The 15,185-nt window shown below is 65.6% G+C and carries 16 protein-coding genes and 2 pseudogenes; 16 read left to right on the top strand and 2 right to left on the bottom strand.

From position 1 onward, the window contains the following. Window positions 1-3 precede the first annotated feature (3 nt). The 8 genes from pyrF (at window position 4) to LH475_RS14385 (ending at window position 9,252) form a co-directional block, all read left to right on the top strand. Entirely contained in the window at window positions 4-918 is a 915-nt protein-coding gene (pyrF, locus tag LH475_RS14350; RefSeq protein ID WP_196845053.1) for an orotidine-5'-phosphate decarboxylase, read from the top strand. Further along, entirely contained in the window at window positions 911-1,831 is a 921-nt protein-coding gene (gmk, locus tag LH475_RS14355) for a guanylate kinase (RefSeq protein ID WP_196845052.1), read from the top strand. Before pyrF ends, gmk begins: the two co-directional genes overlap by 8 nt. A gap of 98 nt (window positions 1,832-1,929) precedes the next feature. Beyond that, window positions 1,930-2,190 (top strand): DNA-directed RNA polymerase subunit omega, encoded by a 261-nt coding sequence (gene rpoZ / locus LH475_RS14360; RefSeq protein WP_092107764.1) that lies wholly within the window; start codon window positions 1,930-1,932, stop codon window positions 2,188-2,190. 24 nt (window positions 2,191-2,214) lie between these two features. Then, window positions 2,215-3,453, top strand: a complete 1,239-nt coding sequence (gene coaBC / locus LH475_RS14365) for a bifunctional phosphopantothenoylcysteine decarboxylase/phosphopantothenate--cysteine ligase CoaBC (RefSeq protein WP_196845051.1) — start codon at window positions 2,215-2,217, stop codon at window positions 3,451-3,453. A gap of 104 nt (window positions 3,454-3,557) precedes the next feature. Then, window positions 3,558-4,751, top strand: coding sequence for a methionine adenosyltransferase (gene metK, locus LH475_RS14370; protein WP_196845050.1), 1,194 nt, complete (start codon window positions 3,558-3,560; stop codon window positions 4,749-4,751). Window positions 4,752-4,761: 10 nt separating this feature from the next. Beyond that, window positions 4,762-6,891 (top strand): primosomal protein N', encoded by a 2,130-nt coding sequence (locus LH475_RS14375; RefSeq protein ID WP_196845049.1) that lies wholly within the window; start codon window positions 4,762-4,764, stop codon window positions 6,889-6,891. Window positions 6,892-6,895: 4 nt separating this feature from the next. Beyond that, on the top strand, window positions 6,896-7,837 hold the full coding sequence (gene fmt / locus LH475_RS14380; protein WP_196845048.1) for a methionyl-tRNA formyltransferase: 942 nt from the start codon (window positions 6,896-6,898) through the stop codon (window positions 7,835-7,837). After that, entirely contained in the window at window positions 7,834-9,252 is a 1,419-nt protein-coding gene (locus LH475_RS14385) for a transcription antitermination factor NusB (protein WP_196845047.1), read from the top strand. The genes fmt and LH475_RS14385 overlap by 4 nt, the downstream gene beginning before the upstream one ends. A 52-nt stretch (window positions 9,253-9,304) precedes the next feature. Here LH475_RS14385 and LH475_RS14390 read toward each other — a convergent pair. Next, a pseudogene (locus LH475_RS14390) lies at window positions 9,305-9,475 on the bottom strand (helix-turn-helix domain-containing protein); the annotation flags it as partial. A gap of 693 nt (window positions 9,476-10,168) precedes the next feature. On the opposite strand from LH475_RS14390, the gene LH475_RS14395 reads away from it, so the two are divergent. Next, entirely contained in the window at window positions 10,169-10,435 is a 267-nt protein-coding gene (locus LH475_RS14395) for a hypothetical protein (protein WP_297414728.1), read from the top strand. Window positions 10,436-10,474: 39 nt separating this feature from the next. On the opposite strand, the gene LH475_RS14400 is transcribed toward LH475_RS14395, so the two are convergent. Further along, window positions 10,475-11,023 carry a hypothetical protein gene (locus tag LH475_RS14400; protein ID WP_297414730.1) on the bottom strand — a complete coding sequence of 183 codons (549 nt, stop codon included), beginning with the start codon at window positions 11,021-11,023 and terminating at the stop codon, window positions 10,475-10,477. A gap of 25 nt (window positions 11,024-11,048) precedes the next feature. Here LH475_RS14400 and LH475_RS14405 point away from each other — a divergent pair, with 25 nt between their 5' ends. The 7 genes and pseudogenes from LH475_RS14405 to LH475_RS14435 all read left to right on the top strand — a co-directional run. Further along, window positions 11,049-11,702, top strand: coding sequence for an HNH endonuclease signature motif containing protein (locus tag LH475_RS14405; RefSeq protein ID WP_196845044.1), 654 nt, complete (start codon window positions 11,049-11,051; stop codon window positions 11,700-11,702). A 99-nt stretch (window positions 11,703-11,801) separates the two neighbouring features. After that, the gene (gene rpe, locus LH475_RS14410) at window positions 11,802-12,485 is read left to right on the top strand and encodes a ribulose-phosphate 3-epimerase (protein WP_196845043.1); all 684 of its coding nucleotides are present in this window, start codon (window positions 11,802-11,804) and stop codon (window positions 12,483-12,485) included. Then, on the top strand, window positions 12,482-12,745 hold the full coding sequence (locus LH475_RS14415) for a phosphoribosyl-ATP diphosphatase (protein WP_196845042.1): 264 nt from the start codon (window positions 12,482-12,484) through the stop codon (window positions 12,743-12,745). The genes rpe and LH475_RS14415 overlap by 4 nt, the downstream gene beginning before the upstream one ends. A gap of 69 nt (window positions 12,746-12,814) precedes the next feature. After that, window positions 12,815-13,654: an ATP phosphoribosyltransferase gene (hisG, locus tag LH475_RS14420; protein ID WP_196845041.1), complete on the top strand. Its 840-nt coding sequence runs from the start codon at window positions 12,815-12,817 to the stop codon at window positions 13,652-13,654. Window positions 13,655-13,677: 23 nt separating this feature from the next. After that, complete coding sequence (hisF, locus tag LH475_RS14425) at window positions 13,678-14,439, top strand: imidazole glycerol phosphate synthase subunit HisF (RefSeq protein WP_196845040.1); 762 nt, start codon at window positions 13,678-13,680, stop codon at window positions 14,437-14,439. Next, window positions 14,439-14,804 carry a phosphoribosyl-AMP cyclohydrolase gene (gene hisI / locus LH475_RS14430; protein WP_196845039.1) on the top strand — a complete coding sequence of 122 codons (366 nt, stop codon included), beginning with the start codon at window positions 14,439-14,441 and terminating at the stop codon, window positions 14,802-14,804. Before hisF ends, hisI begins: the two co-directional genes overlap by 1 nt. After that, window positions 14,801-15,185, top strand: a pseudogene (locus LH475_RS14435) (anthranilate synthase component I); the annotation flags it as partial. The gene hisI and the pseudogene LH475_RS14435, both read left to right, overlap by 4 nt.

Genomic DNA, 15,185 nt, shown 5'->3' on the forward strand with positions numbered 1-15,185 from the left:
GCTGTGACAGCGTCTGCTCTGCCGGTAGTCTCCTTCGGTGATCGCCTTGCACGGGTGTTTGCCGAGCGCGGCCAGTTGTGCGTGGGCATCGACCCGCATTCCTGGCTGCTGCGCGACTGGATCCTGCCCGATACGGCCGCCGGTGCAGAATCTTTCGGCCGCGCGGTCGTCGCCGCTGCGGCCGGCCAGGTCGGCCTGGTCAAACCGCAGGTCGCCTTCTACGAGCGTTTCGGCTCGGCCGGGTTCGTCGCGCTGGAACGTGTGCTGGCCGACGCCCGGCAGGCCGGCCTGCTCGTGATCGGCGACGCCAAACGCGGCGACCTCGGCACGAGCGCCCTGGCCTATGCCCAGGCCTGGCTGTCACCCGGGTCCCCGCTCGAAGTGGATGCCCTCACCCTGACCGCCTACATGGGCGTTGGGTCGCTGGAACAGTCGCTCACCCTCGCCGCGGCGAACGGCAAGGGTGTCTTCCTGCTCGCCGCCACCTCCAACCCCGAGGCCGCCGACATTCAGCGGGCAGTCGTGGCTGATGGCCCCTATGCCGGTTCGAGTGTTGCCCGAGCCATTCTTGACGACGTCGCCGGGCGCAATGCGCGCGACGGAGGGGCCGACGACGGGGCCGCATCCGCTCCATTGGCAACCGGTCTCGGTTCGATCGGCGTGGTGCTCGGAGCCACTCTCGACCTGGCCGCGTTCGGCATCGATGTGCACCAGGCGCCGACCGAATTTCGAACACCGGTGCTCGCACCGGGCTTCGGACACCAGGGTGGGAATATTATGGATCTTCCCGGGATATATGGTGGATACGCCGGAGGGGTTATCGTGAGTGAATCGCGCAGTGTGCTCTCGGCCGGACCCCGCCGGATCGAAGAAGCCATTGAGCGCAAAGTAGCCGAAGTAGGTGCCGTTCGTGGCTGAAAACCGTCCCACCCCGCCCGAAGTCGACCGGGTGGCTGCGTCGCGCGCCGCCGTCGCGGCACGTCGGGCCCGTGCCAAGGTGAAAACCGAGGTCGCCTCCGGTGAACGAACAGCGCTCGAGGTGCTCGCCACTGCCATCTCCGACCCGATCGGGGTCGAAGGCCGGTTGCGGGTAACCGAGCTGCTCGTGAGCATTCCGGCCATCGGTGTGACGAAGATGCAGCGCATCATTCACCGCTTAGAGATTTCGCCGTCGAAACGTCTCGGCGGGCTCGGCCGGCACCAGCGCGACCGGCTGCGTGACTTTCTCTCCGAGCGGCCCACCCTACGGCACAGCGCGGCCGACTCCAAGCTCATCGTTCTCGCCGGACCGACCGCGGTGGGCAAGGGAACCGTCGCCGGGTACATTCGCGAGAACTACCCCGACGTGCTGCTCTCCGTCTCGGCCACGACGCGCGCGCCGCGCCCGGGGGAGACCGAAGGGGTCAGCTACTACTTCGTCTCCGACGACGAATTCGACCGGATGGTCGAGGCCGGCGAACTGCTCGAGTGGGCCAAGGTGCACAACGCCTACCGCTATGGCACCCCCCGCGGCCCGGTCGACGCGGCCATCGCCGCCGGCAACAGCGTACTTCTCGAGATCGACTTGCAGGGCGCTCGCGCCGTGCGACGCGCCATGCCGGAAGCCCGCCTGGTTTTCTTGCTGCCGCCGAGCTGGGACGAACTGGTGCGCCGCCTGATCGGGCGCGGCACCGAAGATACGGCCGAACAGACCCGCCGTCTGGAGACCGCGAAGCTGGAACTGGCCGCGCAGGGGGAGTTCGATTACCGGGTGATTAACCACGATGTCGCTGAGGCCGCTCGCGAGGTCGTAGACTTGATAGATATCCGCGTTGCATCCAGCGTGTCCTAGCGCCCGTTCCTGCTGAATCCTGCGCCGCGTAGGGCGCCCATCCCCTCGCAAAACTCGCACGCCGCCTCAGGCCGTGCTCTATTAGGAGTGTGACACCAATGGCGAACAAGCCCACCGGCATCATTGACCCGCCCATCGACGACCTGCTCTCCAAGGTTGACTCGAAGTATGCCCTTGTGATTTTCGCGTCCAAGCGTGCGCGTCAGATCAACGACTACTACGCAGACCTGCACGAAGGCAGCCTGTTCGACAACGTCGGACCGCTCGTCGACTCGACCGTTGAGGACAAGCCACTCTCGGTTGCCCTGCGCGAGATCAACGATGACAAGCTCGTTTCTCGCCCGATCGTCGAGGCCTAACACTCGACCCCCCAAGCGCGCAGGATGAAGACACCTCGTACGATCGTCGTCGGAATCACCGGCGGCATCGCCGCGTATAAGGCCGTCAACGTCGTGCGCGCTTTTGTGTTGAACGGCGACTCGGTGCACGTCGTCGCCACCACGGCGGCCTTGCGCTTTGTCGGTAAGCCAACCCTCGAGGCGATCTCCCGCAACCCGGTGCACACCGACCTCTATGAAGGCGTTGCTGAGGTGCGGCATGTCTCCATCGGCCAAGGCGCCGACCTCATCGTCGTCGCCCCGGCAACGGCCAACACGATCGCCAAACTTGCCGCCGGCCTGGCCGACGATCTGCTCGGCAACACCATTCTCGCCAGCACCGCTCCGCTCGTGATCGCCCCGGCCATGCACACCGAAATGTGGAACAACCCGGCCACCGTCGCGAACGTGGCGGTTCTGCGCTCGCGCGGCATCACCGTCGTCGGCCCCGGCATCGGCCGTCTCACCGGCACCGACTCCGGTGCGGGCCGCATGGAAGAGCCGGAAACCATCGTCGCGGTCGCCCTGGCCGTGCTCGACCGGCAGCCGAGTGCGGGGGAGGCCGCAGCATCCGCTGTGCAGGATCTCGCCGGTCGCCACGTTCTGATCAGCGCCGGCGGCACCCGCGAACCACTCGACCCGGTGCGGTTTCTCGGCAACCGGTCCAGCGGCAAACAGGGTGTCGCCCTCGCCCAGGCGGCACTGGCCCGCGGTGCCACGGTCACGCTCGTCGCCGCCAACCTTGAGGTCGCTGTTCCGACCAGCGTCACGACCGTTCTAGTCAGCAGCGCCCTGGAGATGCACGAGGCCATGACACTCGCCGCTGAAACGGCCGAGGTCATCATCATGGCCGCCGCGGTCGCCGACTATCGTCCCAAGACGGTGCAGCTCGGCAAGATCAAGAAGGAAGACGTGGGGGATACCCTCACCCTGGAACTGGTCAAGAACCCCGACATTCTGGCCGCGCTGTCCGCTGCCCGCAGGCCGGGCCAACAGATCATCGGCTTCGCCGCCGAGACCGAAACGGATGCCGACCGGTTGCTCGTACTCGGCCGCGACAAAATCATCCGCAAGGGCTGCGACTACCTGGTCGTGAACCGGGTCGGCCACGCGTCCGGCGAGACCGTGGGCTTTGGCACGGAACGTAACGCGGTAACGGTGCTCGATCGCCACGGAGTTATAGTGAATGAGGTCTCCGGCAGCAAAATGTCGGTTGCCAATTGCATACTTGACGTGATCGGTTAGTCTCCGCCGCAAGCTCGGCCATGCGCACAGCAACCAACCGGCGTACCGGCCGGCCCGATACCGACGTCAACTTTACGCGTTCAACTACAACAGAGACGGGCCAGATGAGCGATCTTCGCCTCTTCACCTCGGAATCAGTAACCGAGGGTCACCCCGACAAGATCTGCGACCAGATCTCGGACACCATCCTCGATGCCCTGCTCACCGGCGACCCACACAGCCGGGTCGCCGTCGAGACCCTCGTCACCACGGGTCTCGTGCACGTTGCCGGAGAGGTCACCACCGAGTCCTACGTCGAGATTCCGTCGATCGTTCGCAAGTGCATCACCGACATCGGCTATGACTCCTCCGACGTCTGGTTCGACGGCCGCTCCTGCGGAGTCGAAATCTCCATCGGCGGCCAGTCGCCCGACATCGCCCAAGGCGTCGACAACGCTTTCGAGACCCGAGAGCAGTCCAGCCTCGACGACTTCGACCGCCAGGGCGCTGGCGACCAGGGAATCATGTTCGGGTACGCCACCCGCGAGACCCCGGAACTCATGCCGATCCCGATCTGGATCGCCCACCGGCTCGCCGAGCGTCTCGCCCTCGTGCGCAAGAGCGGCGAGCTCGACTACCTGCGTCCCGACGGCAAGACCCAGGTCACCATCGGCTACGACGGCATCATTCCGCGCACCGTGGAAACCGCCGTGGTCTCGACCCAGCACTCCCCCTCCGTCTCCACGGAGCAGCTGCGCCTCGAAGTCGAAGAGCTCGTTATTCGCCCGGTGCTCGAGCGCATCGACCTCGATTCCTCGTCCCTAACGACCCTGATCAACCCCACCGGCCGTTTCGAAATCGGCGGCCCGCAGGGCGATGCCGGCCTCACCGGGCGCAAGATTATCATCGACACGTACGGCGGATCGAGCCGCCACGGCGGTGGCGCGTTCAGCGGCAAGGACCCGTCCAAGGTCGACCGTTCGGCCGCCTACGCCATGCGTTGGGTCGCCAAGAACGCCGTCGCGGCCGGCCTGGCCGAACGCCTCGAGGTGCAGGTCGCCTACGCCATCGGAAAGGCGTCCCCGGTCGGCCTGTATGTCGAAACCTTCGGCACCGGTGTGCTGCCCGACGAGGAGATCACGGCGGCCATCCGCGCCGTGTTCGATCTGCGGCCGGCCGCCATCATCCACTCGCTCGACCTGCTGCGTCCCATCTACGCTCAGACGGCGACCTACGGTCACTTCGGCCGGGAGCTGCCCGACTTCACCTGGGAACGTCTCGACAAGGTCGACGACCTGCGCAGCGCCGCCGGCCTCTGAAAAACACCTCATGACTGCCATCGGCCTCGTTGCACGGGTGCTGATCGATTCTCCCCTGCCCCAGCTCGACCACCTGTTCGACTACGGAATCCCCGACGAACTCGTGGCACACGTGCGCGCCGGGGTGCGCGTCAAAGTACCGTTTCGCTCCGGCGGTCGTGTCATCGACGGTTATGTGATCGAGGTCATCGACCCCCGACGGGCAACCGGTGCCACGGCGGGGGCGGAGGACCTCTTTCGCGGCTCGCTCAGCCCCCTCGACTCCGTGATCTCCGACGCCGCCGTGCTCACCCCCGAGGTGTATGCGCTGGCGCGACGCCTGGCCGACCGGGCCGCCGGGAACGCGAGTGACATCATCCGCCTGGCGGTGCCGCCGCGTCAGGTGCGAGTCGAAAAGGCCTGGCTGGCCGCGGTTTCAGTGGTCGAGCCTGCCCCGATCACGCCCTCGGTGGTCGAGCCTGCCTCGATCACGCCCTCGGTGGTCGAGCCTGCCTCGATCACGCCCTCGGTGGTCGAGCCGGCCTCGACCATACGTTCGAGCAGTGTTCTGGCCGGGACACGCTCGACCGTCGTTTCGGCGGCCGCCTTCGTCGGCTATCCGACCGGGCGCCTCGATACCGTCATCATGCAGCAGCAGCGCGTTGCCGTCGCTGCGATTCCCGAACTTGTGCAACTGCCAGGCGGCAGCACGATCGGGCGCTGGGCGCAGACCCTCGCCGAGCTCGGTGTCGCCGCGTTCGACGCCGGCCGGTCGGCGATTCTCTGTGTGCCCGATTTTCGCGACCAGGACCAGGTGCAGGCAGCCCTCGACCACATCGCCCCGGCGGGGTCCGTGCAGCGGGTCGATGCCCGCCAGCCGAACCCCGACCGTTACCGATCCTTCCTGGCCTGCCTCGAATCGACGCCGCGCATCATTCTCGGCAACCGTTCGGCCGTCTATGCACCCGCGCACGAGTTGGGACTCATCGCGATCTGGGACGATGGTGACCCGCTCTACTCCGAGCCGCTCAGCCCCTACGTACACGCGCGCGATGCGGCCCTCGTGCGCCGAGAATCCGCCGGGAGTGCCCTCGTTCTTCTCGGTCACACGCGCAGCGTCGAGACACAGCGGCTGGTTGAGCTGGGCTACCTCGACGAGGCGCACCCGGCGAAAGACCGACACCCACGGGTGATTCCGACCGACTTTCAGTCCGAACCCGATGAGCAGGCGCGTGCAGCGCGCATCCCGTCGGCCGCCTGGCAGGCGGCCCGCGAGGCCGTGCGGCACGGGCCGGTCCTGGTTCAGGTGGCCAGCCCCGGCTATGCGCCGATGCTGGCGTGCCAGGGCTGCAAGAAGGCCGCCCGGTGCACACACTGTCCGGGGCCGCTGGGCCTCACGTCGGCATCCGCTGTGCCCTCGTGCCGATGGTGTGGAGCCCTCGCGGCCGGCTGGAGCTGCGTGCACTGTACGGCAACCAAACTGCGCGTGGTCACCATGGGCACCGGGCGAACCGCCGAGGAGCTCGGTCGGGCGTTTCCCGGCACTCGGGTCATCGTCGCTGACGGCGAACACACTATTCAGACCCTTGGCTCTGAACCGGCGCTCGTGATCGCGACCCGGGGGGCCGAACCGATCCCCACGGGCGGGTACCGGGCCATTCTGATTCTGGACGGCGAACGTATGCTCGCCCGGGAATCCTTGCGCGTGGGCGAAGACTGCCTGCGCTGGTGGGCCAACGCGGCAGCCCTCGCTGCACCCGGCGCCCCGGTCTTGCTGGCCGGAGTCGGGGGAGCGCTGGCCCGCGCCCTCAACGCGTGGCGACCCGATATCTTCGCGGCGAGCGAACTCGCCGATCGCCGGCAGCTGCGGTTTCCACCCGCCGTGCGCGTGGCCTCTGTCACCGGAACCGCAACCGCCGTCGACGCAGCCCTGGCCGACCTCGCCGAGGTTGGTGGCATCGACATTCTCGGTCCGGTCGAAACCGAGGGGACGCTGGTGCGGGCCGTGGTGCGTTTCGGCTACGCGGGCGGGGCCGAGGTCGGCCACGCGTTGAAGGCTGCCGTGGTGCGCAACGCGGCTCGCCGTCGCAAGCCGAAGTCCGGTTCGTTCCAACCGGCACCTACACTTAAAGTCCGATTCGATGACCCGGAGCTGTTGTAGATCTATGAAACTCGTTTTTGCCGGCACCCCCACGGTCGCCGTCCCCAGCCTGGAGGCCCTCGCGAGCACCCAGCACGACATAGTCACGGTGATCACCCGAGCAGATGCCTCACTCGGCCGCAAACGCACGCTCACTCCGTCGCCGGTCGCCGCCGCAGCGGTCGCCCACGGCTACCCCGTGTTGAAGTCCAATCGGCTGGACGACACCGCGACCAGCCAGATCGCCGCTTTGCAGCCTGACCTCGGCGTCATTGTCGCCTACGGCGGAATCGTGCGCGAACCTCTGCTCTCGGTGCCCCGGCTGGGCTGGATCAATCTGCACTTCTCGTTGCTGCCGCGCTGGCGCGGAGCATCCCCGGTGCAGCGAGCGATCATCGCCGGTGACGCACTCACCGGGGCGGCTGTCTTTCAGCTCGTTCCCGAGCTTGATGCCGGTGCCGTTTTCGGAATATTTGCACAGCCGATCCCAGAGTATTCCAGTTCTGGAATGCTTCTGGAATCGCTCAGTCACAGCGGTGCAGAGCTGCTGCTTCGGGTGGTTGCGGAGCTCGCCGCAGGCACCGCCCAGGCCACCGAGCAGATCGGTGAGGTCACGCTCGCCCCCAAACTCACCATCGACGACGCCCGCGTCGATTGGAACCAGCCCTCGGCATCCGTTTTTAACCTGATTCGCGGCGTTACCCCGGAGCCGGGTGCCTTCACTATGGTGAACGACGCGCGGCTGAAAATTCTTGAGGTCGCTCCCGTGGCGCTGACTGGTGTTGATGAGCACGGCAACAACCTCGCCATCCCAGCAGGGCATATTCTGCAGCGTGAACGAACAGTGCTGATTGGCACACAGACAAATCCACTTGAGCTTCGCCGCGTACAACCGGCCGGAAAGACAGCAATGACGGCAACTGACTGGTGGCGCGGGGTAGCGGCAGACGAGGTGGTCACCTCATGAACGATCGAGTGCAGCTGCCCAAATCGCGTGCAGCCACCACGGATTTTGTGCAGCCGGCCCGGCGGGTGGCCTACGAGGTCATCGCTGCGGTGCGCGAATCCGACGCCTACGCGAACCTGCTGCTGCCCACGCGCATTCAGCGTGCGGCGCTCAACACGGCGGATTCCGCGCTGGCCACCGAGCTGACTTACGGCACCCTGCGCATGCAGGGATTCTACGACCGGGTCATCGCCCTGGCGGCGAATCGGCCGGTTGACGCGATCGACCCGGCGATCCTCGACGTGCTGCGCCTCGGCACGCACCAGCTTCTCAGCACGCGTGTGGCCACCCATGCGGCCGTGAACGAAACGGTGTCAATCGCCAAGCAGGTCGGCTCGCGGTCTGCGACCGGATTCACCAACGGCGTGCTGCGCACCATTTCACGTTCGAGCACCGAGGAGTGGCGCGAACGCGTGCTCGAGGGCGCGGTCAACGCCGATGACCGGCTCGCTGCCGAGTTCTCACACCCGGCCTGGATCGTGCGGGCCTTTCGCCAGGCCTTGAAGGCCGAAGGGCACGAGAGTGAACTCGCCGACCTGCTCGGCGCAGACAACATGGCGGCCAAGGTCAACATGGTCGCGCTGCCCGGCCTCGCGACCGACGGCGACCGGGAACGTCTCGGCCTCGCCGACGAATTCTCTCCGGTGGGATTCGTGCTGGACTCCGGTGACCCGTACCACCTGGTGACCGCGACCGGTGGACGCGTTCGAGTGCAGGATGAAGGCTCCCAGATCGCTGCTCTCGCGCTCAGCCGGGCCCGCCCGATCGTGGAGGGGGAGCGGTGGCTCGACCTGTGCGCCGGACCGGGCGGGAAGGCCGCCCTGCTGGCCTCCGAAGCCCGTGCCGGAGGGGCCGAACTCGTCGCCAACGAGCTCGTTCCCGCCCGCGCTACCCTCGTGCGTACCGCCCTGAAAGCTCTGCCCGATGCCGTTCCGGTGTGGGAGGTTGACGGCACCACCATCGGCCAGAGCCACCCAGACACTTTCGATCGAATCCTGCTCGATGCGCCCTGCACCGGTCTCGGCGCCCTGCGTCGCCGGCCGGAAGCACGTTGGCGTAAACAGCCCAAAGATGTCGCCGACCTGGCACAGCTGCAGTCCGGACTCATCGACGCGGCCCTATTAGCGCTGAAGCCCGGTGGTATCCTCGCCTACGTCACCTGCTCCCCGCACACCGCTGAGACCCGAGCCATTGTGGCTCTTGCCGTGCGTAAGGCCGGCGGAACAGTGACCGCGCTCGATACCGCGGCCATCGTGCAGTCGTTTAGTGCCGCGAACCTTGACCTACCCGCCAATACCGGAAGCGTGCAGCTGTGGCCGCACCGCCACGGCACCGACGCCATGTTCATCACCCTGTTGCAGCGGGCCGCCGATTAGTCCTCCCGCCGCTTTCCGGGCCCGGACCCGGGCGCTAGGTCAACGGTGCCGGTTACATGCGTGGATTCACGACCAGCAGGTCGTCGACGTCGCACGCAAGCGCATCGCAGATAGCCCGCAGCGTCGAGTAGCGAATGGGCTTGGCACGGTCGTTCTCCAGCACCGAGAGTTAGACGATGCTGACGCCGACGAGTGCGCTCAGTCGCGTCAGCGTCATTCCGCGATGGTCAGCCCTGCGTCAGTGCGCTACGGGACGGATTTCCCTGAGGCTGCTCGTGCACAGTGCCACAATCACAATCACAATCACAATCGCGATTCCGATCACAGCGTTGGTCGCGCCTTGTAATATGATGCTCGTAGCGGCGCAGATTATGGCGAGAATCCTCGTCACTCGCACGCGGGTGGCACGCTGGCATCACTGAGGCCGCGGCCTCCCGAACGGGCAGCCACTACCCCCACGGTGGCCACGATAGTGAGTACGGCAAGGACGACAATCAGCACCCCGCCGAGCAGTCCCATCAGTGATTCCTCAAAGCAATACCGCCGGGCGCGTAACCGCGCGCCATCTGGTCGACCAACCTATCGATTATCGATTATCGATAATCGATAATCGACAATGATGATGGGCGTTAATGCACAACGCTCGGCCGGCAGTCTGCACCTATCGCTGATGCAACCACTTCGCCGCGCACCGCACCGACTCGCTGCATCCGCTCATGAATAGTGATTCGGTCCGGCCAATCAGACCAAAAACGGCGGTCGTGATGCGTGGACTTTCGACCAAAAACCTCACCTCACATACGTCGATATAACAGTTTGGCGTCGGTCGAGAAATGTTGAGAATTTGCCCATCCTGTTGTGTTTTTGAGTCAGTTCTTTACTCTGTAATGTCGGTGGTGCCTGAGACGATGTAGTCGTGAGCAACCTCGCGAACACCCTCGCTGGCTCGCTCAGATATGCAGCGGATGCTGTTGATGCGCTGGGTGCATCGTGTGGTGACTACCGTGCGCTTACCGATACGCAGGTGTACGAGGGCCAGCAGGTCATTGCCGCTGCACGGCAGATTCTGGAGACGCGAACGGCGTGGCTGGCCGGCGAGATCGCGACCCGATCGCGGTGGGAACTGGGCGACGGAGTGCTTTCTCGCCGCAAGGGTTTCACCACGCCGGAACTAATGGTCTAGCGTCGGCTCGGCCTGACGCGGGCCGATGCCGTAAAGCTGCTATTGGTCGGGCGAATGCTCGCTGACACCGAGGCCGCCGAGCAGGCCGTAGCGGTTGCTGCCGCTCAGACTTTTGACCTTACCGGCCTCGCTGGCCTCGCTGGCCTTACCGGCCTCGCTGGCCTCGCTGGCCTCGCTGATGGCGTCGCCCCTGCTGATACGGAGGATATGGCCGCTGGTACCGTGATTGACGCAGGCGATGCAGGGGAAGCAGGGGAAGCAGGGCAAGCAGGGGAAAAAGACGAGAGGGAAGGCCTTGGTGGCCCTACCGTTCGCCTTCCGCTTCAGCTCTTGGGCGATGCTTTGCCGTGGCAGGCGCCCATCTCCCGAGCTGTGACCGCGGGGCTGATCACGGTCGAGGCGGCCTCTGCCATTCAACGTGGCCTCGGCGTCGTTGATCAGGCCGTCACGGCTGAGAAACTCCGCTCTGCCCTTTCGGGCTTGCTTCTGGAAGCGCCGTCGCTGCACCCGGACGACCTGTACAAGCGGACCCGACGTCTGCGCGACAGACCCGCGCAGCACCGGGCAAATTGCCGCCGGAGGCTTCACCGAGCTGAACAAACTGGGCGGCGTCGTGGGACCGGGCACACTGCTCGGCGGTCGCCGCCCCGGCGTGCACCTCATCGTGAGCCAACACACCGGTCAGGCCATCAGCGCGGTCGCCGGGCAGCCAATCGGACAATCAAGCCAGCAGAGCCAGCAGACCCAGCAGCCAACCCGACCGGCCGGGCAGCAGACCTGGCAGCCAACCCAGCAGACTGGGCACGGTTTTATCGAAGGCAATCCCGGCCCGATCAGCCCACACACCATCGAAGCGCTCTGCGCCGACGAAACGCTCCACATCACACTCGACCAGCCTGAGAACTGCGTCGATGTCGGTCGGGAACAGCGCACCTCGACACCGGCGCAGCGCAGCGCTCTCGCTGCACGCGGCGGCGGCTGTATGTGGCCGGACTGTGCCCAGCCGCCCTCCTGGAGTGAAGTCCACCACCGGAAACCCTGGTCCGACGGCGGTCGCACCGATTTCACGAACTCGATCCTGTTGTGCCGTGCGAACCCTTTGCGACTGCACAACGAAGGCTGGAAAATATACCTCGATAACGAGGAGCGGTATTGGCTTCAGCCACCCGGAAGGATTGACCCCGAGCAGAAGCTGAGCGAACTGAGGAGCAAGAGCCCAACCGCAGTGGAGCAGCGCGAAGAAGCGCGCGGCCCTGTTGTCACGTAGTGGTCTCGAGGGGCTCGACCGGCGAGTGTCGTTGATCGAACTGGTCGAAATCACCTGGTCCGGACGGGCCCCACCAACGGGGTTCGATAGGCTCGGAGCATGGCTACCCGCATCAATCCGAGCATCCTCGCCGCCGATTTCGCCAACTTTGAAAGCGAGCTGGGGCGCATCCGCTCCGCCGATCTCGTGCACGTCGACATCATGGACAACCACTTCGTGCCGAACCTCACCTTCGGTCTCGGCATGGTCGAACGGCTGCAGCAGGTGTCGGCGCTACCGCTCGACATCCACTTGATGATCGACGACCCGGAGCGGTGGGCGCCCGGCTACGCCGAGGCCGGCGCCTACTCGGTGACCTTTCACGCCGAAGCCACGACCGAGCCGGTAGCGCTGGCCCGAAGGCTCCGGCAGATCGGCGCCCGCGCCGGTATCGCGCTCAAACCCGGCACCGATGTCACGCCGTACCTTGACCTACTCCCCGAATTCGACCAGGTGCTTGTGATGACCGTCGAACCCGGGTTCGGCGGGCAGAGCTTCATGGAATCGACCATGCCGAAGCTGGCGCAGTTGCGCACGGCCGTCGAAAAGACCGATCTCGACGTCTGGTTGCAGGTCGATGGCGGCATCACCGCGCAGACCATCGAAATCGCAGCCAACGCCGGCGCGGACACCTTCGTGGCCGGTTCCAGCGTGTTCGGGGCCGAGAATCCTGCCGCCCAGATCGCTCTGCTGCGGGAGCGGGCGGCCAGCCACCGCCACGGGACGGGTAATCTAGAGTTGTGAAAACATTCGATGACCTTTTCGTAGAACTGAGCGACAAGGCCCGCACTCGCTCCGAAGGCTCCGGCACCGTACGTGAACTCGATGCCGGCGTACACGCCATTGGCAAGAAAATTGTTGAGGAAGCCGCCGAAGTATGGATGGCCGCCGAGTTTCAGAGCGACGACGAAACCTCCGCTGAAATCTCCCAGCTGCTGTACCACCTGCAGGTCATGATGATTGCCAAGGGCCTCTCTCCGGCCGACATCTACCGACATTTGTGACCCGAGCCAGCGCATCCGTTGGCCCGCTTCAGTGAATAGTCGTGTGAAACAAAACCGAGAGAATACCCCATGCTAAGAATTGCCGTGCCCAACAAGGGCTCGTTGTCTGAAACCGCCGCACAAATGCTGGCCGAAGCCGGCTACACCGGTCGCCGCGACCCGCGGGACCTCGTCACCGCCGACCCCCGCAACGGGGTCGAATTCTTCTACCTGCGCCCCCGTGACATCGCCACCTACGTCGGATCCGGCGCCCTCGATGTCGGCATCACCGGCCGCGATCTGCTGCTTGACTCACACTCGAAAGCCGTTGAGATCGCCAGCCTCGACTTCGGGGACTCCACCTTTCGTTTCGCCGGGCCGGCCGGTCGTTTCACCGAGCTGAAAGACCTCGACGGCCTGCGCGTCGCCACGAGCTACCCGGGCCTGGTCGAACGCTTCCTCGCCACGCACTCGGTGACCGTCGACCTGGTCGAACTCGATGGCGCCGTCGAATCTGCGGTTCAGCTCGGTGTAGCGGATGCCGTCGCCGACGTTGTCTCCACCGGCACGACGCTGCGCAAGGCCGGCCTCGAAATCTTCGGACCGGTCATTCTTGAATCCACGGCCGTGCTGATCAGCTCCACCAGCGACAAGGCCGGAATCGACACCCTGCTGCGCCGCCTGCAGGGCGTGCTGGTCGCCCGCCAGTACGTGCTGCTCGACTATGACATTCCGGTCGTCTTGCTTGACGCGGCCGCAGCGCTCGCTCCCGGCATCGAATCGCCGACGGTCTCCTCGCTGCACGACCCGGAGTGGGTCGCCGTGCGTGTCATGATCGCCCGCCTCGACATGAACAATGTGATGGACGCCCTGTACTCCCTTGGCGCCCGGGCCATTCTCGTCACCACCATTCACAACGCCCGCCTGTAACCCCCGGGAGAGGAAAACCAGCTTTGAGCCTGAGTGTGCGCGTCATTCCCTGCCTCGACGTGGCCAACGGTCGCGTCGTGAAGGGCGTCAACTTTCAGAACCTGCGCGACGCCGGCGACCCGGTTGAACTGGCGCGTCGGTATTACGAGCAGGGCGCCGACGAGCTGTGCTTTCTCGATGTCACGGCCACCGTCGACAACCGTTCGACCACCTACGACGTGGTTCGAGCCACGGCTGAACAGGTCTTTATTCCCCTCACCGTCGGTGGTGGCATTCGCAGCGTCGACGACGTGTCGCGCCTGCAAGCGAGCGGCGCCGACAAAGTCGGCGTCAACAGCGCGGCAATCGCCCGCCCGGCTCTGATATCCGAGATCGCCGACCGGTTCGGCGCCCAGGTGCTCGTCCTAAGCCTTGACGTGAAACGATCCGATCGCACCGAGAGCGGTTTCGTCGTCACCACGCACGGCGGTCGCACCGAAACCGAACTGGATGCCGTCGCGTGGGCCCGACAGGCGATCGAGCTGGGTGCGGGGGAACTGCTCGTCAACTCGATCGACGCCGACGGCACCAGGGCCGGCTTCGATACCGAGCTCATCGCGCTCATGCGGTCCAATAGCCGGGTGCCGGTGATCGCGTCCGGCGGCGCCGGGCAAGCGTCAGATTTTCCTCCGGCGATCCGAGCCGGCGCGGACGCCGTGCTGGCGGCATCCGTTTTTCACAATGCACAACTGACCATTGGCGTCGTGAAGCGTGAGCTCGCCGACGCCGGCATGCTGGTGCGCTGATGACCGCAGAACTTACCGATCAGCTGAACGCCGCGCTCTTCAATGACGCCGGGCTGTTGCCCGCCGTCATTCAGCAATGGGACACCCACGAGGTGCTCATGCTCGGCTGGATGAACCGCGAGGCGCTGCGCCGCACCCTCACGGAAGGACGCGTCACATTCTGGTCGCGCAGCCGACAGGAATATTGGCGCAAGGGCGACATCTCCGGCCACGCACAGTATGTCCACTCCGCATCCTTCGACTGCGACAATGACACAGTGCTCGTGCAGGTCGACCAGGTCGGAGCGGCCTGCCACACCGGCACCCACACCTGCTTTGACGGTCGCGACCTTGGCGCGATCACGATGGAAAGGCCCACGGAATGACCGACAGCACCCCGGCCGCAACCGGCTCCCGCACCGCCGGCTCCACCACCCGCGGCCAGTTCGACGCGCTGATCGACGCCCACCGGGTCATCCCGGTCATTCGCGAGCTCTTTGCCGACGGTGAAACACCGGTCGGCATCTACCGCAAGCTCGCCAACGGGCTGCCGGGCAGTTTTCTGCTCGAATCGGCTGAACAGGGCGGTATCTGGTCCCGGTTTTCCTTCGTCGGCGTCTCCTCGTTCGGTGTGCTCACCCAGGAGGGTGAGCCCCCCCGTTGGGTAGACAATTTGCGCAACCCCGACCGCCCGCATTGCTCCCCCGCCGCGCTCCGCCCCCACCCGGCGCGGGGTTATATGTTAGACACCTGGCACACCCCCCCGG

It is taken from the genome of Cryobacterium sp. (assembly GCF_026786305.1).
Lineage (GTDB): Bacteria > Actinomycetota > Actinomycetes > Actinomycetales > Microbacteriaceae > Cryobacterium.